Source organism: Litorivita sp. NS0012-18 (assembly GCF_040371945.1).
In the GTDB taxonomy this organism is placed as follows: domain Bacteria; phylum Pseudomonadota; class Alphaproteobacteria; order Rhodobacterales; family Rhodobacteraceae; genus Litorivita.
Window position 1 is genome coordinate 788,533 of sequence record NZ_BAABWS010000001.1, and the last position, 21,811, is coordinate 810,343.

The 21,811-nt window shown below is 61.7% G+C and carries 18 protein-coding genes, 1 tRNA gene and 2 pseudogenes; 10 read left to right on the forward strand and 11 right to left on the reverse strand.

The genetic code is table 11. From position 1 onward, the window contains the following. Window positions 1-122 precede the first annotated feature (122 nt). Window positions 123-3,272 (forward strand): valine--tRNA ligase, encoded by a 3,150-nt coding sequence (locus ABWV64_RS03750; RefSeq protein ID WP_353342940.1) that lies wholly within the window; start codon window positions 123-125, stop codon window positions 3,270-3,272. A gap of 126 nt (window positions 3,273-3,398) precedes the next feature. On the opposite strand, the gene ABWV64_RS03755 is transcribed toward ABWV64_RS03750, so the two are convergent. After that, the gene (locus tag ABWV64_RS03755; protein WP_353342941.1) at window positions 3,399-4,187 is read right to left on the reverse strand and encodes a crotonase/enoyl-CoA hydratase family protein; all 789 of its coding nucleotides are present in this window, start codon (window positions 4,185-4,187) and stop codon (window positions 3,399-3,401) included. An 86-nt stretch (window positions 4,188-4,273) separates the two neighbouring features. After that, window positions 4,274-4,441, reverse strand: coding sequence for a Tat pathway signal protein (locus tag ABWV64_RS03760; RefSeq protein ID WP_353342942.1), 168 nt, complete (start codon window positions 4,439-4,441; stop codon window positions 4,274-4,276). 98 nt (window positions 4,442-4,539) lie between these two features. On the opposite strand from ABWV64_RS03760, the gene ABWV64_RS03765 reads away from it, so the two are divergent. Further along, window positions 4,540-5,655 carry a pyridoxal phosphate-dependent aminotransferase gene (locus tag ABWV64_RS03765; RefSeq protein WP_353342943.1) on the forward strand — a complete coding sequence of 372 codons (1,116 nt, stop codon included), beginning with the start codon at window positions 4,540-4,542 and terminating at the stop codon, window positions 5,653-5,655. Here ABWV64_RS03765 and ABWV64_RS03770 read toward each other — a convergent pair. Beyond that, a complete protein-coding gene (locus ABWV64_RS03770; RefSeq protein WP_353342944.1) occupies window positions 5,623-6,873 on the reverse strand; it encodes a pyridoxal-phosphate-dependent aminotransferase family protein in 1,251 nt (416 codons plus the stop codon). The two genes, ABWV64_RS03765 and ABWV64_RS03770, sit on opposite strands and share 33 nt — an antisense overlap. A 341-nt stretch (window positions 6,874-7,214) precedes the next feature. Here ABWV64_RS03770 and ABWV64_RS03775 point away from each other — a divergent pair, with 341 nt between their 5' ends. Beyond that, complete coding sequence (locus ABWV64_RS03775) at window positions 7,215-9,191, forward strand: ABC transporter ATP-binding protein (protein ID WP_502902610.1); 1,977 nt, start codon at window positions 7,215-7,217, stop codon at window positions 9,189-9,191. Here ABWV64_RS03775 and ABWV64_RS03780 read toward each other — a convergent pair. Continuing rightward, window positions 9,133-9,750: pseudogene (locus tag ABWV64_RS03780) on the reverse strand (TIGR04283 family arsenosugar biosynthesis glycosyltransferase); the annotation flags it as partial. The gene ABWV64_RS03775 and the pseudogene ABWV64_RS03780 sit on opposite strands and share 59 nt — an antisense overlap. 68 nt (window positions 9,751-9,818) lie before the next feature. Here ABWV64_RS03780 and ygfZ point away from each other — a divergent pair. Next, window positions 9,819-10,577 (forward strand): CAF17-like 4Fe-4S cluster assembly/insertion protein YgfZ, encoded by a 759-nt coding sequence (ygfZ, locus tag ABWV64_RS03785; protein ID WP_353342945.1) that lies wholly within the window; start codon window positions 9,819-9,821, stop codon window positions 10,575-10,577. Window positions 10,578-10,643: 66 nt separating this feature from the next. Here ygfZ and efp read toward each other — a convergent pair whose 3' ends face one another. Continuing rightward, entirely contained in the window at window positions 10,644-11,207 is a 564-nt protein-coding gene (gene efp / locus ABWV64_RS03790) for an elongation factor P (protein ID WP_353342946.1), read from the reverse strand. A gap of 214 nt (window positions 11,208-11,421) precedes the next feature. Here efp and ABWV64_RS03795 point away from each other — a divergent pair, with 214 nt between their 5' ends. Together ABWV64_RS03795 and ABWV64_RS03800 are read left to right on the forward strand one after the other, a co-directional pair. Beyond that, entirely contained in the window at window positions 11,422-11,742 is a 321-nt protein-coding gene (locus tag ABWV64_RS03795; protein WP_353342947.1) for a DUF6280 family protein, read from the forward strand. A 151-nt stretch (window positions 11,743-11,893) separates the two neighbouring features. Further along, complete coding sequence (locus tag ABWV64_RS03800) at window positions 11,894-13,354, forward strand: cobyric acid synthase (protein ID WP_353342948.1); 1,461 nt, start codon at window positions 11,894-11,896, stop codon at window positions 13,352-13,354. Window positions 13,355-13,369: 15 nt separating this feature from the next. Here ABWV64_RS03800 and ABWV64_RS03805 read toward each other — a convergent pair whose 3' ends face one another. The 4 genes from ABWV64_RS03805 to ABWV64_RS03820 all read right to left on the reverse strand — a co-directional run bounded on the left by ABWV64_RS03805 (window position 13,370) and on the right by ABWV64_RS03820 (window position 17,341). Then, entirely contained in the window at window positions 13,370-14,683 is a 1,314-nt protein-coding gene (locus ABWV64_RS03805; protein ID WP_353342949.1) for a hypothetical protein, read from the reverse strand. A gap of 86 nt (window positions 14,684-14,769) precedes the next feature. Beyond that, window positions 14,770-16,227: a TolC family outer membrane protein gene (locus tag ABWV64_RS03810; RefSeq protein WP_353342950.1), complete on the reverse strand. Its 1,458-nt coding sequence runs from the start codon at window positions 16,225-16,227 to the stop codon at window positions 14,770-14,772. Window positions 16,228-16,331: 104 nt separating this feature from the next. Beyond that, window positions 16,332-16,988 carry a protein-L-isoaspartate O-methyltransferase family protein gene (locus ABWV64_RS03815; RefSeq protein WP_353342951.1) on the reverse strand — a complete coding sequence of 219 codons (657 nt, stop codon included), beginning with the start codon at window positions 16,986-16,988 and terminating at the stop codon, window positions 16,332-16,334. A 137-nt stretch (window positions 16,989-17,125) separates the two neighbouring features. After that, entirely contained in the window at window positions 17,126-17,341 is a 216-nt protein-coding gene (locus ABWV64_RS03820) for a hypothetical protein (RefSeq protein WP_353342952.1), read from the reverse strand. A gap of 24 nt (window positions 17,342-17,365) precedes the next feature. On the opposite strand from ABWV64_RS03820, the gene ABWV64_RS03825 reads away from it, so the two are divergent. Continuing rightward, window positions 17,366-17,439: transfer RNA gene (locus ABWV64_RS03825), tRNA-Cys, on the forward strand. Between the two features lie 61 nt (window positions 17,440-17,500). Here ABWV64_RS03825 and ABWV64_RS03830 read toward each other — a convergent pair. Next, window positions 17,501-17,959 carry a tyrosine-type recombinase/integrase gene (locus tag ABWV64_RS03830; protein WP_353342953.1) on the reverse strand — a complete coding sequence of 153 codons (459 nt, stop codon included), beginning with the start codon at window positions 17,957-17,959 and terminating at the stop codon, window positions 17,501-17,503. After that, window positions 17,950-18,379, reverse strand: a pseudogene (locus ABWV64_RS03835) (IS3 family transposase); the annotation flags it as partial. The pseudogene ABWV64_RS03835 and the gene ABWV64_RS03830, both read right to left, overlap by 10 nt. An 809-nt stretch (window positions 18,380-19,188) precedes the next feature. Between ABWV64_RS03835 and modA the strand changes: the two are divergent. From modA to modC, 3 genes are read left to right on the forward strand one after another with little or no spacing between them, the layout of a single operon-like run. Beyond that, window positions 19,189-20,001 (forward strand): molybdate ABC transporter substrate-binding protein, encoded by an 813-nt coding sequence (gene modA, locus ABWV64_RS03840; protein WP_353342954.1) that lies wholly within the window; start codon window positions 19,189-19,191, stop codon window positions 19,999-20,001. A gap of 3 nt (window positions 20,002-20,004) precedes the next feature. Then, a complete protein-coding gene (gene modB / locus ABWV64_RS03845) occupies window positions 20,005-20,697 on the forward strand; it encodes a molybdate ABC transporter permease subunit (protein ID WP_353342955.1) in 693 nt (230 codons plus the stop codon). After that, window positions 20,694-21,788 carry a molybdenum ABC transporter ATP-binding protein gene (gene modC / locus ABWV64_RS03850; protein WP_353342956.1) on the forward strand — a complete coding sequence of 365 codons (1,095 nt, stop codon included), beginning with the start codon at window positions 20,694-20,696 and terminating at the stop codon, window positions 21,786-21,788. Before modB ends, modC begins: the two co-directional genes overlap by 4 nt. The last annotated feature ends 23 nt before the right edge of the window (window positions 21,789-21,811 follow it).

The window sequence follows — 21,811 nt, forward strand, 5'->3', positions numbered from 1 at the left end:
GGCAGGAGGGCGCGCAATTCCCCATAAAACAGGGCGCACAGAGCACTCGCGCCTTCCCCTTGGGCCAGACATTGGATAAACCCGCCACAACACAAAAATACCGACCCGAAAGGCAATACCCCATGGCCATGGAAAAGACCTTCAACGCTGCCGAAGCCGAAGCCCGTATCTACAAGACATGGGAAGAGGCAGGCGCGTTCAAAGCCGGTGCGAATAAATCGCGCGACGAGAGCTTTACCATCATGATCCCGCCGCCCAACGTCACCGGCGCGCTGCATGTGGGCCATGCCTTCAACAACACACTTCAGGATATTTTGGTGCGCTGGCACCGGATGCGCGGGTTCGACACCCTTTGGCAACCGGGTCAAGACCACGCGGGCATCGCCACGCAATTGCAGGTCGAGAAAATGTTGGCCACACAGGGCAACGCGGGCCGCCGCGAACTCGGCCGCGAGAAATTCCTTGAAAAAGTTTGGGAGTGGAAAGGCCAATACGGCGACACCATCATCAACCAGTTGAAGCGCCTCGGCTCGACCTGTGATTGGTCGCGCAATGCCTTTACCATGTCCGGCGCCCCCGGTGCGCCCGAAGCCGACAGCACAGGCAACTTCCACGATGCGGTGATCAAGGTCTTTGTCAAAATGTATGAGGACGGGCTGATCACGCGCGGCAAGCGTCTGGTCAATTGGGACCCGCATTTCGAAACCGCGATTTCCGATCTGGAGGTCGAGAATATCGAAACCCCTGGTCATATGTGGCATTTCAAATACCCGCTCGCGGACGGGGCCACCTATGAGTATGTCGAGAAGGATGAGGACGGCAACGTCACCCTACGCGAGACGCGCGATTATATCTCGATTGCCACCACGCGGCCAGAAACCATGCTCGGCGACGGGGCCGTGGCTGTGCATCACGATGATGAACGCTATGCACCCATCGTCGGCAAATTGTGCGAAATTCCGGTGGGTCCGAAAGAGCACCGCCGCCTGATCCCGATCATCACCGACGAATACCCCGACATGGCCTTCGGCTCCGGCGCGGTGAAGATCACCGGCGCTCATGATTTCAACGACAATGAAGTCGCCAAACGCGGCGGCCTGCCGATGTATCGGTTGATGGACACCCGCGGCGCGATGCGCTCGGACGGGGCGCCCTATGAGGACTGCGCCGCCCGCGCGATGGACATCTCCAAAGGCGCAGGATTTACCGAAGCCGAGATCGACACGCTGAACCTTGTGCCCGAGGAACTGCGCGGGCTGGACCGCTTCGAAGCGCGTAAAGCGGTGGTGCAACAGATCACCGACGAGGGCCTTGCGGTGATGATCACGCAGACCCGCAAAGTCAAAGACGAGGACGGCAACGAGAGCGAAGTCACCGAAGTGGTGCCCTATGTCGAGAGCAAACCGATCATGCAGCCCTTTGGCGATCGCTCCAAAGTGGTGATCGAGCCGATGCTGACCGACCAATGGTTTGTCGATACGCAAAAAATCGTCGGCCCCGCCTTGGACGCCGTGAAATCCGGCCGTGTCCAAATCATGCCCGAGAGCGGCGAGAAAGTATATTACCACTGGCTCGAGAATATCGAGCCTTGGTGCATCTCGCGGCAACTTTGGTGGGGGCATCAAATTCCGGTTTGGTATGGTCTCGACCTTTCGGCGCCCGATTTCGTCGATGACGAAGGCGATGGCGCGCTTGATCTGGTCGAAATGCTGCGCTTACTCAACGACGGCGGCATGATGCACGCCGGAAATGTGATGCACTGCGCCGCGGGTTTCGACGCCGTCACCGCGGCGTTCAGAGGCGAGTTGGCCGACACGCCCACGCCCATCAGCGCGGCGCGGATCGTCGAAGTCGAAGACCGCAATGCCGCGATGCATCTGCTGGCCTCGTCTTTGGCCGATTATACCGCCAGCCAAGACCCGACCCATCTGGTCTATCCGGTGTGGCGCGACAGCGATGTGCTCGACACATGGTTCTCGTCCGGCCTGTGGCCCTTCGGCACGCTGGGCTGGCCCGAACAGACGCCCGAGCTGAAGACCTATTTCCCCACCGACGTGCTCATCACCGGACAGGATATCCTGTTCTTTTGGGTCGCGCGGATGATGATGATGTCCCATGCGGTGATGGAGACCGATCCCTTCCACACGATCTATTTGCACCAGCTTGTCCGCGACGAGAAGGGCAAGAAGATGTCGAAAACCACTGGCAATGTCATTGATCCGCTTGAGATCATTGACGAATACGGCGCCGATGCGTTGCGCATGACCAATACTGCCATGGCGGCGATTGGCGGGGTTCTCAAGCTGAGCGAAGAGCGGATCAAAGGCTATCGCAATTTTGGCACCAAAATCTGGAACGCCGTGCGTTTTGCCGAAATGAACGGGGTCTACGACAACGGCGCGCCCGCGCCTGAGGTGCCCAAGGCCTCTGCCACGGTGAACCAATGGATCATCGGCGAGACCGCCAAAGTGCGCGCCGACGTGGATGCGGCGTTGGATGCCTACCGCTTTAACGACGCGGCGCTGGGACTTTATGCCTTTGTCTGGGGCAAGGTGTGCGATTGGTATGTGGAACTGTCCAAACCCCTGCTGCAAGGCGATGACGAGGACCTCAAGGCGGAAACGCAATTGGTCATGGGTTGGGTGTTGGATCAATCGATGATCCTGCTCCACCCGATCATGCCCTTCATCACCGAAGAGCTATGGAGCGAGACCGCCGCGAATGGCGCGGACCGCGGCAAGATGCTTATCCATACCGATTGGCCGACCTATGGCGAGGAATTGATCACCCCCGAGGCCGACGCCGAGATGAATTGGGTGATCGCCTTGATCGAGAACATCCGCTCGGCGCGGGCGCAAATGCATGTGCCTGCGGGGCTCAAAGTGCCGATGCTCTATACCGAGTTGGATGCTGCGGGGCGCGCGGCCTATGCACGCAACGAGACCATGATCTTGCGCCTTGCGCGGGTGGATAGCGTGACGGAAGTCGCTCAATTCCCCAAAGGCACGGCGACGATCCCCGTGGCGGGCGGCGTTTTCGGATTGCCCTTGGCCGATATCATCGACGTGGAGGAGGAAAAGGCGCGGTTGGAGAAATCCATCGGCAAGCTGGCCAAGGAATTGGGCGGTCTGCGCGGGCGGCTCAACAACCCGAAATTCGCCCAAAGCGCCCCCGAGGAGGTGGTCGCCGAAACGCGCGCCAATCTGGAGGCGCGCGAGGAAGAAGAGGCGGCATTGAAGGCGGCATTGGCGCGGCTGGCCGAGATCGGCTAGGCGCGCGCCCTCCGCCAATGGCAGCGCCGGAGGCTCCTTCGGGATGCCTCCGGCGGGGATATTTTTAGAACCTGCAAAGGGGCGGCGTTTTTTATGCCGCCCCTTTTTATGATCGCAGGTAAGAGGTTAGCCGAACTTCGGCGCGCGGCCCGCCATATTCGAAGCGATGACTTCAAGCTGGTCCTTGCCGCCCACCAGCGCCGCTTGTTCGCGGCTTTCCTCATAGAGGGCCAGCGTTTCATCGGCGGTTTCAGCGACCGTGATCAGCCGTTTTGCGGCCCGCATCGCCGAGGGGCTTTTCGAGGCTATCGTGGTGGCCAAAGCCATCGCCGCCTCGACGGGCGCATCACTCAGTTCGGTCACGAGGCCCCAATCAAAGGCCTGCTGCGCGCCGATGGGCTCGGCGGTATAGGTCATGCGGCGGATGACATCGGTGCGGGTCAGATGCGGCAGGATCGCCATGCCGCCCATATCCGGCACGAGGCCCCATTTCATCTCCATGATCGCCAGTTTGGTGTCGGGATGGCAAATGCGGATATCAGCGCCGATGGCCAATTGGAAGCCCGCACCGAAGGCCACACCGTGCAGCGCCGCAATCACCGGCACTTCGATCTTGCGCCAGACCATGACCAGATGTTGGAAATCATTCGACGGACCAAAGGTGCGCGGCATGATCCGTGCCACGGGGTCCTCGCCCGCCAGTTTGGCGAAAGAGGCCACATCAAGCCCCGCGCAAAAGGCGCGGCCTTCGCCGGAAATGACGACGGCGCGGATATCATCGGTCGAGGCAAGGATTTGCTCTCCTGCCGCGATGATCGCCTGCGCCATGTCGGGATCAACGGCATTCATTTTGTCACCACGGGTCAAGGTGACGCGGGCAATGTGGTTTTCGATTGTAACGTCGACGCGGGCCATTTGTTTTTCTCCTCCTCAAGGGTCGAGGAAGACTGTGTTGGCGCGGCGCGCGAAAATCCAGAGCAACGTCGCGGCACAAGCCATGCCTATCGCGCCACGACCTTTTCAACCGCGCGCATTGCGCCAAGGGATTTGTCATAGACCAGCGTCAAAACCCGCCGTGTGGCGGGCGCGGAGGCGATTTGCGGCAAACGCAGCGCCGCGCCGGAGGCAAGCGATGCGGCCAGAAAACCGCGGCGGGTGAAATCAGGCATAAGGTGGCCCTCCCGTTGATAGGCCTTTGATATGGGGGGCACCGGGAGAGGTTTCAAGCCGTCTTGCCAGCGCGGCGGGCATGGGATTATCTGGCGCCATGAGCCACACATCGCACACCCGCTACACCGCCCTCGCCTCCGGTTTGCCTGCCTCGGTCCCCTTTGTCGGCCCCGAAGCCCAAGAGCGCGCGCGCGGCGCCGCCTTTGACGCCCGCCTCGGGGCGAACGAGAATGTCTTTGGCCCCTCGCCGCACGCCATCGCCGCGATGCAGGAGGCTGCGCAGGACATATGGATGTATGCCGATCCTGAAAGCTATGATCTGCGGGCCGCTTTGGCCGCGCATCTTGGCTGCGCTATGGAGCATATCGTCGTCGGCGAAGGCATCGACGGTTTGCTTGGCTATCTGGTGCGCTTGCTTATCGAGGCTGGCGATAAGGTGGTCACCTCAAGCGGAGCCTATCCCACCTTCAACTACCATGTGGCGGGTTTTGGCGGGGCGCTCGAAATGGTGCCCTACCGCGATGACGCCGAAGACCTGCCCGCTTTGATCGCGCGCGCGGGTGAGGTTGGCGCGAAACTGGTCTATTTCGCCAATCCCGACAATCCGATGGGCAGCTATACGCGCGGCGCGGATATCACAGCGGCTTTGAGTGATTTGCCGGATGGATGTTTGTTGCTGTTGGATGAGGCATATGCAGAATTTGCCCCTAAGGACGCCGTGCCAGACATTGCCATAGACGATCCGCGCGTGATCCGTATGCGCACGTTTTCAAAGGCTTACGGCATGGCGGGGGCGCGAGTGGGCTATGCCTTCGGGGCGGCGGAGCTGATCCGCTCTTTCGAGAAAATCCGCAATCATTTCGGCATGAACCGCGCGGCGCAAGCGGGGGCATTGGCGGCACTCGCGGATCAAGATTGGCTTGCGCAAACCTGTGCCAAAGTCGCCGCAGCGCGCGCCGAGATTGGCGCGATCGCGCACAACAACGGATTGAGCGCGCTGCCGTCGGCCACCAATTTCGTCGCGGTGGATTGCGGCGCGACTGGCGATTTCGCCCGCAAGGTTTTGGGCGAATTGACCACGCGCGGCATCTTCGTGCGCATGCCCTTTGTCGCCCCGCAAGACCGATGCATCCGCATCAGCTGCGGCCGGCCCGAGGACCTTGCCGCTTTGGCCGCGGCCCTACCCGCAGCACTGGCCGCCGCCCGCGCTTGAGGCAGGGGCCTTCGCGACCTCTGCGATCACCGCAATTGCGGCCTCTAAACCGCCCGTTCCAAAGGGAATATCCAACGCGGTAAAGCCCGATTGCACAGAGCCGAGCATGCCCAAAATCATATGCGGGTTGAGATGGCCCATATGGCCGATGCGAAAAAACCCTTCGCTATTGGGGTCCTCGGGCGTATCCATGCCAAGCCCGATCCCGAGGGTCACGCCGGTATTGGCCTCGCACCATTTGCGCAGGCGCAGCCCGTCCTTGCCGCCCAGCCCCAAAGCCGTCACAGCCGAGCTGCGCAGCGCCGGATCGGCCACGTTGAGGTGCAAAGGCCCGCCCTGCCCCCAGGCTTGCGCCGCCGCCCAAATGGACCGCGCCAAAGTGCGATGCCGTGACCAGACATTTTCCAGCCCTTCTTCGGCGAGCATATCCAAGGCCTCGCGCAGCCCGTAAAGGTGATGGGTCGGGGCGGTCCCGCCGAAATACTGATAAAACATCTGCGCCGCGCCGCGCGGGGTCCAATCCCAATAGTGGCTCACGCGCGGCACATCGGCGCGCACCGCTTCGGCCTTGCCCGAATAGAACACAAAACTTAATCCGGGCGGCACCATGAGGCCCTTCTGGCTCGCCGCGACCATGACATCAACGCCCCAATCATCCATCTCGAAGCGGTCGCAAGCCAGTGAAGCGATGCAATCCACCATGAGCAAAGCCGGATGCCCCGCCGCATCAATCGCAGCGCGCAGCGCTTTGATATCATTCAAAATAGACGTTGACGTATCGACATGCGACGCGATCACCGCCGTGATCGGCGCGCGCCCCGATGACAGATCGGCCCGCAAGGTCTCCTCGACACGCGACGGATCAATTGGCGCGGCGCGGCCGAAATCGATCATCTCGACCCCGATGCCCAATCCGCGCGCCATTTCCGCCCAGCCATGGCCAAAACGCCCCGTTGCGGGCATCAAGACCCGCGCGCCGTCAACGGCGATATTGGCCAAGGCCGCCTCCCACGCGCCGTGCCCGTTGGCGATATAGATCGCCACGCGCCCCGATGTGCGTGCCACAGATTTCAGGTCTGGGATCACCCCTTCAACCATCTCTTCGAGCGCGCCCTCATAGATGTTCGGCGCAGGGCGGTGCATCGCCTGAAGCACGCGGTCGGGCATCACCGAGGGGCCAGGAATAGCGAGGTAGGGACGGCCTTGGGCAAGGGTCATGGGCGGGTCTCCGGTGGGATCGGCGGGCAAAGGCATCTTTGAGCGCCCGCACATCAATCAAGCCCCCAGCTTTAGCCGCAGATCGCGGGGCGTCAATCGCCGCAGCTGTCGCAACGGGGGTGCCCCGTGGTCCTACGGTATCATGCCCCGCCCGGTTGCGATCACAAGGGCGCGCGAGGACCGCTATAAGGACGGGCGAGCGGACAGGCTTGAGGGCGGGCATGAGGGTGGACCCGAGCGCAGGCGCGGGCGCGCCAAGCTTGCTCTTGCCTCTCGCACGGCCTATTCATCGGCCAACCAAGCGGCTGTGCCCGCGCCCCAAACCGAAAGCCGCCCGACCTGTGAGCGAGTTCCCCAAAGACCAAAACACAGCTCCCGCCACGGGTGCAGAGCCGGCGGTTTCAGTGCCGCCGACCGCGCCCACCGCACCGACCGCGCCCAAACCGAACGGCGAGGAGACATCGGGCGCTTTGCTGCGCTGGCTGTGGCGCGGATACCTGCGCTCGCGCCTTTGGCTGCTCTTGGCGGCGCTGTTCTTCATGGCACTTGAAGGATCAATGCTGGGCGCTTTGGCGAAAATCATGAAACCCATGTTCGACGAGGTCTTCGTCGCAGGCGACAAGACCGCGCTGTGGTGGGTCGGATTTTCGATTCTGGCGATCTTTGTCGTGCGCGCTGTCGCTTCGGTGGCGCAAAAATTCTTTCTTGCCCTCATCTCGCAAGGCTCCGCCGCCGATCTGCGCAAAGACCTTCTGGCGCGGCTCATGCGCCTTGACGGCAGCTTTCATCAATCCCATCCGCCCGGTTTCTTGATCCAAAGGGTGCAAACCGATGTCGCCTCGATCAATCAGGTCTGGAACGCCATCATCACCGGTGCGGGGCGCGACGCGGTTGCGCTGGTGGTGCTGTTGGGCGTGGCGGTCTCGGTCGATTGGAAATGGACCTTGGTGGCCTGTTTCGGCGCGCCGATCTTGGTACTGCCCTCCTCCTTGGTGCAACGCTTCGTGCGCCGCCAATCGCGCCGTGCGCGTGATCTTGGCGCCACTTTGGCAACCCGTCTCGACGAGGTGTTCCACGGCATCATCCCGATCAAGCTGAACCGTCTCGAAGACTACCAAAGCGCGCAGTATGCATCGCTCACCGACCGTTTGGTGCGCACCGAAGTGCGCGCCCAAGCAGGCGCAGCCGCGATCCCCGCGATGATCGACATCATGGCGGGCCTTGGGTTCTTTGGCGTGCTGATCTTTGGCGGGGCCGAGATCATCGCAGGCGAGAAAACCGTGGGCGATTTCATGACGTTCTTCACCGCCATCGGCCTTGCTTTCGAGCCGCTGCGCCGCCTTGGCGCCGTTTCGGGCACATGGCAGGTCGCCGCCGCAGGGCTGGAACGCGTCAAAGCCTTGATGGATGAAACCCCGCGCATCACCTCCCCCGCAGGCGGCAAGCCCGCACCGACCCAGACGCCCGATGTGGCGCTGCGCGATGTGGTGCTCGACTACGGCGATGCGCGGGTTTTGAACGGCGCGACGATCACCGCCAAGGCCGGGAAAACCACGGCGCTTGTCGGGGCTTCCGGCGCCGGAAAATCCACGGTTTTCAACCTTTTGACGCGCCTGATTGATCCTGTCAGCGGCACGGTCGAGATCGGCGGAACGGCCGCGCAGGATATGGACCTCGCAGCCCTGCGCGGATTGTTCTCGGTGGTGAGCCAAGATGCGCTGTTGTTTGACGAAACCCTGCGCGAGAATATCCTGTTGGGCCGCGAGGACGTGAGCGAGGCGCGCCTGCGCGAGGTGCTCGATGCCGCCCATGTCAGCGATTTCCTCGCCAAATTGCCACAAGGCCTCGACACGCCCGTGGGCCCGCGCGGATCGAACCTATCGGGCGGGCAAAGGCAGCGCGTCGCCATCGCCCGCGCCCTGCTGCGCGATACGCCGATCCTGCTGTTGGACGAGGCGACCTCGGCCCTTGATGCGCAATCGGAAAAGGTCGTGCAGGACGCGCTGGACCGGCTCGCCAAAGGGCGCACCACATTGGTCATCGCGCATCGGCTGTCGACGGTGCACGGGGCCGATAAGATCGTGGTGATGGACCGCGGACGGGTCGTCGACGAGGGTCGCCATGAAGAGCTTCTGGCGCGCGGCGGGGTCTATGCCGACTTGCACGCCTTGCAATTCAAGACGAGCGGTCCGTCCGCCGATAAGCGTGCGCAAGACGCCTCGGCGAAGCGCCGCAAAGATAGCGCAGCAGCAAGAGCAAATTCCGGCTCCCGCGACGCAGGTACCCTTCTGTCGCGTATCTTCGGGCGCTGGTTTTAACGCGCATCCCCAAAGGACGCAGCCGCGCACGCCCCAAGGCGCGCGCCAAAGCCACGTCTTCCATCAATGCGATGTCGGCATAACCGCCAAGTTCGTCATAAAGCGCGCGCGGCACAAGCAGGCCTTGGTCCCCGTAAGGCAGCGCAAAGAGGCGCGAGCGCAGATTGGCCCAGCCCGCGACCAAACGCGGCGCGGCCCCGTGCGCATCAAAGGAGAGATCGAAATATCCGGCCTTGGCGCGATGGCCCTCCATATGGCGGCGCAGGGCCTCGCTCCACCCTTGCGGCAAGACGGTATCGGCATGGAGCACCAAGAGCCACTCGCCCCCCGCCGCCGCCGCGCCGCGCCGCAATTGCCCGCCGCGCGAGGCAGGGCCGCTGACCCAAATCGCGCCGACGGCTTCGGCAATCCGCGCGCTGTCATCGGTACTGCCGCCATCCGTGACGATCACTTCGCGGATCACGCCCGCCTCCAGCCCCTCCATCAAGGCGGCAAGGCAGGCCGGCAAAGCGGGTGCGGCGTTGAGAACCGGTATGATAACGCTAAGCGGCGCGCGCATGGCTCTCTCCCCTGTTGCCAGTCTTGAAGGTTCCTATATGACATCCATGCGCAGGACGGGAGACGAAAATGACACATGGGCAAACGGCGGGTGCGGATCGCGCCCTGTTCGAGATCACCGGAGCGGACGCCGCGCATTTCTTGCAAGGCTTGATCAGCAATGACATCGCCCGCGCCAAGGGTGCGCTTTGCTATGCCGCGCTTTTGACGCCGCAGGGAAAATATCTAGCGGATTTCTTTCTGACCGCCCTGCCCAGCGGATATCTACTGGACGTGGACGCCGCGATTGCGCCGATGCTGGTGCAACGGCTGGGCATGTATAAATTGCGCGCCGATGTGACGATTTCGCCCAGCAACCTGCATGTCTCGCGCGGCACCGGCCCTGCGCCCCAAGGCGCCCTGCCCGACCCGCGCAGCGCGGCGCTGGGATGGCGGCTCTACGGCGAGGCGGCGCTGCCCGAGGACGGGACCGATTGGCTTGATCTCTATGTGGCGCATATCATCCCGCAGACCGGCATAGAACTGACCCCCGACAGCTATCTGCTCGAAATGGGCTTCGAGCGGCTCAGCGGCGTGGATTTTCGCAAAGGCTGCTACGTGGGCCAAGAGGTCACCGCGCGGATGAAGCACAAGACCGAACTGCGCAAAGGTTTGGTGCAGGTTGCGATGGACGGGACCGCGCCCGTTGGCACGCCGATCCTTGCGGGCGGAAAAGAGGCCGGAACCCTCTATAGCCAATCGGGCGGGCGGGCGCTTGCCTACCTGCGCTTTGACCGCATCGGCGCGGATATGACCGCAGGCCCTGCGAAGATCACGCCTCAGCCCTAGGAAACGCGAAACGCCCGCTTGGATTTCCTCCAAACGGGCGCTTCAAATAATTGTGACGCGGCGACTTTAGGCGCGCTCGGAATATTCCATCGTTTCGGTGTTCACGACGATCTCTTCGTCATTGCCCACGAAGGGCGGCACCATGACCTTCACGCCATTGTCCAAAATCGCAGGCTTGAAGCTGTTGGCAGCGGTCTGCCCTTTCACCACAGGCTCGGTCTCGACGATCTTGCAGGTGACCTTTTGCGGCACGGTTGCATTGAGCGCCTCGGCCTCGTGAAACTCGACGACGATGGTCATACCGTCTTGCAAGAACGGGCGACGATCCCCGAGCAATTCGGCGGGCAATTCAACCTGATCGTAAGTTTCCGTATCCATAAAGCTCAGCATGCCGTCGCTTTCATAAAGGAACTGCATGTCTTTTTGCTCAAGACGCACGCGCTCGACCTTATCGGCGCTGCGAAAGCGTTCGTTCAATTTCGAGCCGTTGCGCAGGTTGCGCATCTCGACCTGAGCGAAAGCGCCCCCCTTACCGGGTTTGACGTGATCGACTTTGACCGCGGCCCAAAGACCGCCGTTATGCTCCAGAACGTTTCCGGGGCGAATTTCGTTTCCGTTAATTTTTGGCATTGTGGCAGAACCTGGGCAAAAGGTTGAACGAGATGTGACCGCCCCTATATCTGGGGCAGAGACCCGTGGCAAGATGACGATATATCGGCCGGATCTTTCGAGATATGCGATCAGCGCATACAAGCTATGCACCTGCGGCCTATCCGAATCGGTTCGAACCCGTCATAACCAGCGCCACGCCCGAAACACAAGACCAATAACAAAAGGACGAAACATGCGAGATTTCGTTGACGGCACGGCCTATAATAACGAACAGGGCAACCGTGCGCGTAAACTCTTTGCAGCCGTCGTACTGGCTGCTCTTGATGATGCAATTGCTGATGACAAGAAATACGGGAATGGTCCCGAGCAGATCGCTCGTTGGGCACGTTCGCGTGATGGCCGTGAAGTGCTGTCTTGCGCGGGTATTGACCCGAACGAGCGCGTTGTGACCGGCTTGATGGATTTCGTTGCCAAAGGTGTGCGCACCTCGGTGGCCCTGTCGCGCGAAGAAAGCGAACGCCGCTCGGCGGCGCTTCAAGCCGAAGCGGCATAACGCCGCCCTATCGCGCCTCGGCCCGAAACAAACAAAAGCGCGCCCTTGCTGCAGGGCGCGCTTTTTTCATGCCCTGCCAAGGCCGCGCGAAGGCTTTGCAAGCCGCGCTTGAGGCGCTATCTGCATCCAGAGGCGCGAAGGATGAGGCGAGATGGCAAAAGCGATCATGATACAGGGCGCTGGCTCCAATGTCGGCAAATCCATGTTGGTGGCCGGATTGGCCCGCGCCTATCTGCGCCGTGGCCTTTCGGTCGCGCCGTTCAAACCACAAAATATGTCGAACAATGCCGCCGTAACCGAAGACGGCGGCGAGATCGGCCGTGCCCAAGCCCTACAAGCCCGCGCGGCGGGCCGCGCGGCGCATACCGATATGAACCCCGTCCTGCTCAAACCCGAAAGCGAGATCGGCGCGCAAGTCATCGTGCAAGGCAAACGCTTTGCCACCCTCAAGGCCCGCGATTACGCCAAAGCCAAGCCCCAACTCCTCGCGCCCGCTTTGGAAAGTTTTCACCGCCTCGCTGCTTCGGCGGATCTGGTTCTCATCGAGGGCGCGGGCAGCCCCGCCGAGATCAACCTGCGCGCGGGCGACATCGCCAATATGGGCTTTGCCGAAGCGGCGGGCGTGCCGGTTGTGCTCATTGGCGACATTGATCGCGGCGGCGTCATCGCGCAGATTGTCGGCACCAAAGCCGTTCTGCCGCCCGAAGATGCCGCGCGCATCAAAGCCTTTGCAATCAATAAGTTCCGCGGCGATGTTCGCCTGTTTGACGAAGGTTTGATCGCGACGGCGGACATGTCCGGCTGGGAGGCGCTTGGCGTTGTGCCTTGGTTCGAGCAAAGCTGGCGCCTGCCCGCAGAGGACGTCATGGACATCGCCTCCCGCAAGGGCGGTGCTTGCAAAATTGTTGTGCCGCGTCTTGCACGGATCGCCAATTTTGACGACCTTGATCCGCTCGCAGCCGAGGCCAATGTTTCGATCGACATTATTGAGGCGGGCCGCCCCCTGCCCTTAGACGCTGATCTTGTCCTCATTCCGGGAAGCAAATCTACCATTGCCGATCTGGCGCATTTTCGCGCTCAAGGCTGGGATATCGACCTTGCCGCGATCATCCGGCGGGGCGGGCATGTGCTCGGCATTTGTGGCGGTTACCAGATGCTTGGCCGCGAGATCATTGACGCGGACGGGATCGAAGGGCCGCCCAGCCGCGTGGCTGGCTTGGGGCATCTCGATATCGTGACCGAAATGAAGCCCGAGAAACGCCTTGCCCTGACGCAAGCGCGCGACATGGCCAGCGGTGCGGCGCTCGCAGGTTATGAAATCCACATCGGCACTACCACGGGCCCCGATTGTGCGCGCGCATGGCTCGAGATCGGGGGCGAAGACAGCGCGCGCAGCGAGGGCGCCGCCAATGCCAGCGGGCGCGTCAAAGGATGTTATCTACACGGGCTTTTCGCGTCGGATGCGTTCAGAGCAGGCTATCTTGCCACGCTGGGCGCCCGGGCAACGCTGGACTATGAAACAGGGGTCGAAGAGGTGCTCGACGCCTTGGCCGAGCATCTGGAGACCCACCTCGATCTCGACCGCCTGCTGGCTCTCGCCGAAGAGGTCTAAGCCGCGCCGAAGCTGTTATTCGAGCGTCTGGCTGGTGAGCGCTCGCTGGATCTCGCGGCGCACCAATTTGCGCACATTGCGGGTGATCCGCTCGCCCAAAGCGCCCTGCAATTCTTGCCGCACGATTTCGCTGACCATCTCGCGCAGGGCATCCTCGTCCAAAAATCCTTCGTCTTCAGAGGCACCCGCCGCGGCGGCGTGATCAAAACCTGCCGCTTCCATATCTTCGGCCATCGTAGCTTCGGGGGCGGCGTTGCCTGCCTTGGCGACAAAGGGTTCAACATTCGCATCGCGCGCGTCGTCGGCCTCTGCTTCGGCCCCAGCGAAATCGGCCTCTTGCTCGGAAATATGGTCTTCCCATTGCAGCGAAGCATTCTGTGCGGTCAGGCTTTCGTCGCCTTCCTCCGGCTCGAACTCACCGCCCCGCCCTGCAACTGCGGCCGCAAGTGCGGCAACACGCGCTTTGAGAACGGGATCAATCGGGCTGTCTTCTGGGGCTTCCGCGCCCTCCTCGGCCATGGCCGGATCATCAGCAGGGGCGTCCATGTCGGCGTCTTGCGCCCAGACATCCGCGGGCGCCGCATCGCCGCCGTCCAGAGCCATCTCGTCTTCGGACTGGCCTGCGTCCGCCGCGGCCACTTCGGCGTCAGCGGTGTCAGGGGCGTCATTAGCATAATCCGTCAGCTTGTGGTCGCCTTCGAACACAAAAGGTTCATCCTCGCGGAAAACATCCGCTAGGGCCTCCTGCTCGTCATCGTGCATCTCGTTCTCTTGCGCGACAAGAGGTTCGGCTTCGGCTTCGGCTTCGGCTTCGGCTTCGGCTTCGGGGAAATGGTCCACGCGCAAAGCCGGCGTCAACATCAAGCGTTCGGGCTGAGGCGCGGCATTGGCCTCCGGCTCGGCACTGTCCTCCGCCTGCGCGCCCTCCGCTGCCCCGTCGCCGCGCGCCTCCTCCGGCTCTGCAACCGGCTCTGCGGTGTTTTGCACCTGCGCCAGACGTTCGGGCGGCAAGTGATTGGTCCAATCGAACCCCTCGCCCTCTTCCGCTGGCGCGGCCGCGTCATCATGTTGAGCAAGATCGGCCGCCTGCGGCGCGGCAAGGTCAGACGAGGTTTCAGTGGAAGGAACAGGCGCCTGAGAGGCTGCGGCCTGCTCTGGCTGCGCGCTACCTTGCGGCGCGGGATCGCTCTCGCGTTCGGCAGGCGCGCCTCTACCGGCCTCGGTGTTCAATGTGCTGCGCCGCGCGGGTTTACCCGCCTCGCCAGACACAAGCCGACGGATCGACGACAATACATCTTCGATTTCGATATTGGTAACCGGATCGGACATTTTTCGCACCACTCTTGCCTCAGGGGCATGTTAACCCGACGTCGGGATTCTCACAACCGTCACCGCAAGAGCTTATCAGCGAAATTTTAATTTTTTCCAATCGCGCGCAAAACGCGGTCTAAGTCACGGCCCTGCTGTGATTTTCCGGCGGGGGCCGTCTTAACTTTGTTATAGTAATCGACCGGATCGTATTCTTGGATACCAAGACGCAGGTTTTTCGCCGTCAGCGCGCCCATGCGGGCCAAAACGGTATATGCAGCGACCTGTTCATCGACCACAGCCGAGATCAGCGAGGCCTGCGCATCAAGCAGCTCTTGCTCGGCGTTGAGCACGTCCAACGTGGTGCGTGCGCCCAATGTCGCCTCTTCGCGCACACCGCGAAAGGCCACGCGCGCGGCGCGCACTTGCAAGCTGCCCGCCTCGCGGCTGGCCCGCGCCACTTGCAAACCCGCATAGGCATCGGCGGCAAATTGCGCGAGATCATGGCGCGTGACGTGCAAGGCCGCGCGGGCGCGATCACGCTGCGCCATCGCCGCGCGTTGCAACGACGACAGGCGCCCGCCTTGGTAAATCGGCTGGCTCATGCCCAATTGAACATAACCACCGGTGTTCTCGACGGGCGATCCGAAGGTGCCGGATTTGCCGTAGGTCGCCTCAAGGTTCACCGTCGGCTTAAGGCTGGCGTCGGCCACGGCGACGTTCAACTCCGATTGCCTCACCTCATGCTGCGCGGCAATCATCAAGGGATGGTTGCGGATCGCCGCCGCTTTGGCCGCTTCCATGCCGGAGGCTGTGCGCGGCACCGCAGGCGGCGGGCTCAGGCTCTTGGGCTTATGCCCGACAACATTGGCATAGAGGTTTTGTGCCTGAACCAACGCGCCCTGCGCTGCGGCCAATCCCGATTGCGCCGCCGCAAGCCGCGCCTCGGCGAGGCTCACATCTGTTCGTGTCACTTCGCCGACTTCAAACCGGTCCCGCGCAGCGCGCAGCTCTTCGCGGATCAAACGCAGGTTGTTTTGCCGCAAGCTGACGAACTCATATTGCCGCCGCACTTCCATAAAGGCGCCCACAGCATTCAAAAGCACGGTTTGCTCGGCGTTGATCAATTGCTGGCGCGTGGCCAGAACCGCCTCTTTGGCAAGTTCGACGTTGAGCTTGTTCTGACCGCCCGCATAGAGCACCAATTGCGCCGTGATGCCCATCGACCCTTGGTTGGACACCGAGCCGCCAGAGACCAGAGCACCGCTTTGGAATGATGTTCCATGCCCGTAATTGTGGGTGACGCCTGCCGTGAATCTCAACACAGGGCGCAATGCCGACACCGCCTGCGCGACGCCTTCATCTGCCGCACGCAGCACCGCGCGATTTTGCTCCAACAGGCCGGAATGGTTATAGGCGCTGACCATTGCATCGGCGAGGGTTTCGGCGCGCAGCGCCGTTGTTTGGGCAAACCCCAACGCCAAGACAAGAGCGGCGCCCGCCGCAATGCGTCCGCGCCCGATCTTTCCAAAGCGCGCCGTGCGCGCAAATTGCACAGGCTTCATCGCCCTGCTCCCTCTGTCATTGTCGCCGCCCGCTCGTTTGAAGCGTCGGGCGTCTCGCACCAATCCACCGCCGCGCCATCAAAAAAACCGCGCGCCGCGCTATGTCAAAGCGCGAAGGCCGGCTCTTTGTCAAACCCGGGCAAGACTGGCGCAGTTGCGTTAAACGCAAACCGCCAGCTGATCTCGCTATCAATCTTATATCCGATGCGCGCAACCCCGAGGTTACCCTCCATCATGATCGCGCCGATCCGCCCGCCTTCTTTGAGCTGTGCCAAAATCGTATCCGGCACATGCACCGCCGCACCTTGCAAGACAATCACGTCGTAGGGGCCATGCTCGGGCGCGCCTTCGGCGAGCGGGGCGCATTGGGTCACGACGTTATCCGCACCGCAAGCCGACAAGGCCGCCTGCCCGTCCGCGCAAAGGCTTTCGTCCTCTTCAAGCGCCACCGCGACCTGCGCCATCCGCGCGATCACGGCGGTCGAATAGCCCAGCCCGCTGCCGATATCGAGCACCAACTCGGTGGGCTGGATGTCCAGCCCGTCGAGCATTTTGGCCAATACGCGCGGATCGAGAACCACGCGAGAGCGAGGCCCGAGCGGAACATTCTCGCCAACATAGGCGGCCTCGCGCGCATCCGTCGGCACAAAATCTTCGCGCGCGATATCGAGCATGGCATCGATCACGGGGAATTTTGTTACATCGGAAGGGCGAATTTGAGTATCGACCATCATGGTCCGGCGAGCGTTAAAGTCTGTCATGTACTAAACTCATGCGTTCAGATTCCCTAAGGCCCCTATGTGGCATAGAAGCCCCGCCGCGGCAACGGGTTAGACCGCGAAATCCCCATGCCGCGCCCGATCGGCACCGCACATGCCCCCTTCATCACCGCAAAACCTCAGTAAAGCGTAAATTCACGCGTCACGCCGTTGCTTTTCCGCACCGCCAGCGCATGGCGAGCAGCCCCTTTCGCGGCACGTTTCATTCGGAGCAAAATTCGCGCGCAAGCGGGCTGGACAAGACCCTCAAAACCCGCAATAAGGCGGCCAGAACCGAGCGCGAAAGCCATCACCAGAGCAATTCGCATCGCGTTCAACCCCATGGAGGCGCTCAAAACTGGCCTTCCAACACCACGCGGGGCGAGTTGGCGGAGTGGTGACGCAGCGGATTGCAAATCCGTGTACACCGGTTCGATTCCGGTACTCGCCTCCACTTACTTTCAATGACTTAGCACGATACGCTTTGACGACAATCTTGACGTCTAAGCAAACGTCTAAACATTCCGTTTTTGTTCCGTTCCCTTCTGCTGCGCTTCTTTCGCCCTGATCTTCTGGCGCACCTGCTTTGTGGAATGACTGACCATTGCAGGACTTTGGCCCGTCACCGCAGCGATAAGATCATCGCCGCAGCCCGCCTCCAGCAACTCGCAAGCCGCATTGTAGCGCCAGCTGTGAATGTCATAGTCGAGCGCGCCCACCGCCGCCCTTATCTTGCGCACGGCCTGAGAGGCCCCGCGATAGGACCAACGGTTCGTGCCTCTCTCATTGGTCAAAAGGAAAACCGAATGGCGACTTGCCACGTCGAGCGCGGCTTGAAGCTCCGGAAGTATCGGAACCCAAAGTTCCTTATTGGTTTTGTTCTGCCGCACAAATACTGCGCCGTCCTGAATATCAGACCAGCGCATTTCCAAGACGTCTCCGATCCGTTGCCCCGTGCCAACGCAGAGTTCCATGACCTTCGCCAGATTAACTCAGCCTTGAGGGTATTGAAGAAGGTGTCGACCGCCGCATTATCATCGCAACTGTCTTTGCAAGACATTGACATCCTGAACCCATGTTGACGCGGGTTCTATTGGTAATCGCGTGAACAATGTTGCGACCCGCGATCCGAGTGACGAATGCAGGCTTTGGGCGGTGCGCTGAATACAGTCAGCCATCTGCAGCGGCTGGATTGCAAGGTCACGTTTCATACGGTTGCTCACAGCCCAGCCGATCGCGCGCCTTGAATGCAGGTCCAGAATGACAGCCGGATACAACCACCCCTCACGCGTCCAAGTGTAACTGATATCGCCCGCCCACTTTTGGTTGGGCGCGTCAACGTTGAAGTCGCGCTCCAGCAGGTTAGGCGTGATATCGAACCTGTGATCGCTGTCCCCCTCGCGGCAGATTGCTTTGCAATCGCCTGTCGGGCAATGGTCGTCACCTTGTGTTTGCGGGTAATCTGACCGTAGATGAAAGTCGCGCGACGCATGAAGATTCCCAAAATGCGTATGAGATGGTGCGCGATCTATTACAAACGTCGGAAGATGTTGTGGGCATATTGATCGTGGGCGGGGGCATTTCCGGCGTGCTTAGGGCGCTGCGAGAGACCCCCTTGGAACGAAGACATAACATTAAACTTGTTTGCAGGGACCTTGGACCGGAAGCCAGAAAGGGGCTTACGGAGGGCCTGATTACCGCTGCGCTCTGTCACCCTCTTGGGCCAATTTCGAGTGCACTGGTTCAAAATATGGTCGAAGCGATTTCCACCAAAGAGCCTCGCCAAACGTCGCAATGCACAATCCCATTCGGAATCGTGACCCCTGAAAACATCTAGGCGGCGTTGCCATTCCTATCCGCCATGTCAGTCGGGATCGGGCTTCAACGGGCGTAGAGACAGACGCTTTAGGTCTTGGCGGCCTACGAGCAGTGCCGAAGGGGTTAGTTTTTATGGCCTGACCGCCAGACTTGCGCTTGCATTTGTAGAAGGGGCCCTAGCCGATCCTGTCGCCTCCGCACAGGTCAGCCCACCTGACTGCCCGCCACGCGGCCAAGCAAATGGCAGCCATTAGACCGAGGCCACGTTTGGGCTTTGGCCGCTCCATTCGCCCATGATCACGAGCGCCGTTCTGTGTAAGCCAGCGGAACTGCATGCGCCAAAAAGATACCTTGCATCCGCGCCCTTCGCGCGGCGATATGTTTGGTGAATGAAAACAAAGGCCAAGCCACGCTCATGTTCCGCCTGCTCTATCGCTCCGTGCCCCGCGCCCTGATTGCAGCCTGCCTGCTCGCCCTGCTCGGCGCAGCGCGCGGCAACGCAGATAGCGCGCCGGTCACGGTCTTTGCCGCCGCCAGCTTGATGAGCGCGCTTAACGATGTGGTCGCCCGCTACGAGGACGAGACCGGCGAGGATATCACCCTCTCCCTCGCCGGCTCCTCGACCCTTGCACAGCAAATACGCCGCGGCGCTCCGGCAGATATTTTCATATCGGCCAACGGGGCATGGATGGACCGTATCGAGGCCGAGGGGCTGATCGCCCAAAGCCAACGCTTTGACCTTTTGGGCAATCGCCTTGTGCTGATTGGCGCGGCGGGGCATGGCGCTGTCACCCTTGGACCCGAGCTTGACCTCAAAGCCCTGCTCGGCGGGGGACGCTTGGCACTGGCCTTGATTGATGCGGTGCCCGCTGGCATCTACGGCAAAGCCGCTTTGGAACACTTCGGCCTGTGGCGTGGCATAGCCCCCCATGTCGCGCAAACCGACAATGTGCGCGCGGCGCTGGCATTGGTCGCTACGGGCGCGGCCCCGCTTGGCATCACCTATGCCACGGATGCGCGCGCCGACCCGCGGGTGCGCATCCTTGCCACCTTCCCCGCCGATGCGCATCCCGCCATCACCTACCCCGCTGCCGCACTCAACACCGGCGCCGAAACTCTGGCTTTCTTGGCCTATCTGCGCGCGCCGGTCGCCCGATCCATTTTTGAAACGCACGGTTTTATCGTGCCGGAGCAATAGGATATGTCGTGGCTCGGCCCCCAAGAATGGCAAGCCGTGATGCTGTCGCTGAAGGTCTCGTTCTGGGCAACCTTGCTATCGCTGCCCGTAGGAATTGCCGTTGCCTACCTTTTGGCGCGCAAGGAATTTGCGGGCAAACAACTGCTCAACGGATTGGTGCATCTGCCGCTGATTTTACCGCCCGTTGTCACCGGCTATTTGCTCCTGCTCGGCTTTGGTCCGCATGGTCCCTTCGGCCGACTGCTGGGCGAGATCGGGGTTAGCATCGCTTTTCGCTGGAGCGGGGCCGCGCTGGCCGCCGCCATTATGGGCTTTCCCTTGATGGTGCGCGCGCTGCGCCTGTCGATCGAGGCCGTTGACCCCAAGCTAGAACAAGCCGCCGCCACTTTGGGCGCCTCCAGATTATGGGTCTTTTGCACCGTCACCCTTCCGCTGATTGCGCCAGGGCTTTTGGCGGGGGCCATCCTTGCCTTTGCCAAAGCGATGGGAGAATTTGGCGCGACGATCACATTTGTGTCGAACATTCCGGGCCAAACGCAAACCCTGCCGTCCGCGATCTACAGCTTCTTGCAGGTCCCCGACGGTGAAGCCGCCGCGCTACGCCTTGTGATCGTCTCGGTCGCTCTTGCCATGGCCGCGCTTATTGCCTCCGAAGTCCTCGCACGGCGGCTCGCAAAACGGGTGGCAGGTCAATGAGCCTTTCGGTCTCCCTCACCCACCGACTGGGCGATTTCACGCTGGAGGCCGCCTTTGACGCCCCCAAGGGGCTCACGGTGCTCTACGGCCCGTCAGGATCGGGAAAGACAACATTGATCAATGCGGTGGCCGGATTGCTGCGCCCCGACCGTGCGACAATCCGTGTCGCGGGCGAGGTGCTATGCGATACAGCGCGGGGCATTTGGTTGCCGCCGCACCGCAGGCGCATCGGCTATATTTTTCAAGACGCGCGGCTTTTTCCGCATCTATCGGTCAAACACAACCTGCGCTATGGCCGCTGGTTTGCACCAAAATCGCACCCCCCTGCCCGAATGGACGATATTGTGGACATGCTCGGCATCGGGCATTTGCTGGACCGCCGTCCCGCCAGCCTGTCGGGCGGCGAGCGGCAACGCGTTGCCATCGGCCGCGCGCTTTTGGCCGCGCCGCGCATGATCCTTGCGGATGAACCCTTGGCCGCATTGGACGAAGCACGCAAACAAGAGATCTTGCCCTATTTCGAGCGGCTGCGCGACGAATTGTCGATCCCGATCCTCTATGTCAGCCACGCGCCCAGCGAAGTGGCGCGGTTGGCCACAACCGTTGTGGCGCTGGAGAACGGCAAGGTCTTGAGCGTGGGCGCGGCAGCGCAGGTTTTGGGAGATCCGCGCGTCACGCCCATGGGCGCGCGCGCGGCAGGCGCCGTGATCGAGACGCGCATTGCAGGCCATGACAGCGACGGGCTGACCGAATTGGCACTGGGCGATCTGCGCCTTTGGGTGCCGCGGGTGAGCGGCGATCTGGGCGCGCCGCTGCGCGTGCATGTCGAGGCGCAAGACGTGATGATCGCCACCCGCCGCCCCGAAGGCATCTCTGCGCTCAATATCCTGCCCGTGAAAATCCGCGACATTCGTATCGGCCAAGGCCCTGGCGCATTGGTGCAACTGAGCGCAGGCGAGAGCGTGCTTTTGGCGCGCGTCACACGCCGTTCGATCAACACCCTCGGACTGACCGCAGGGCAAGACGTCTATGCCGTGCTCAAGGCCGTTTCGGTGGCAAAGGAAAACATTGCGGGCAAGAACGCGCCGTAGAGCGTTGATTTAAAATCATTACA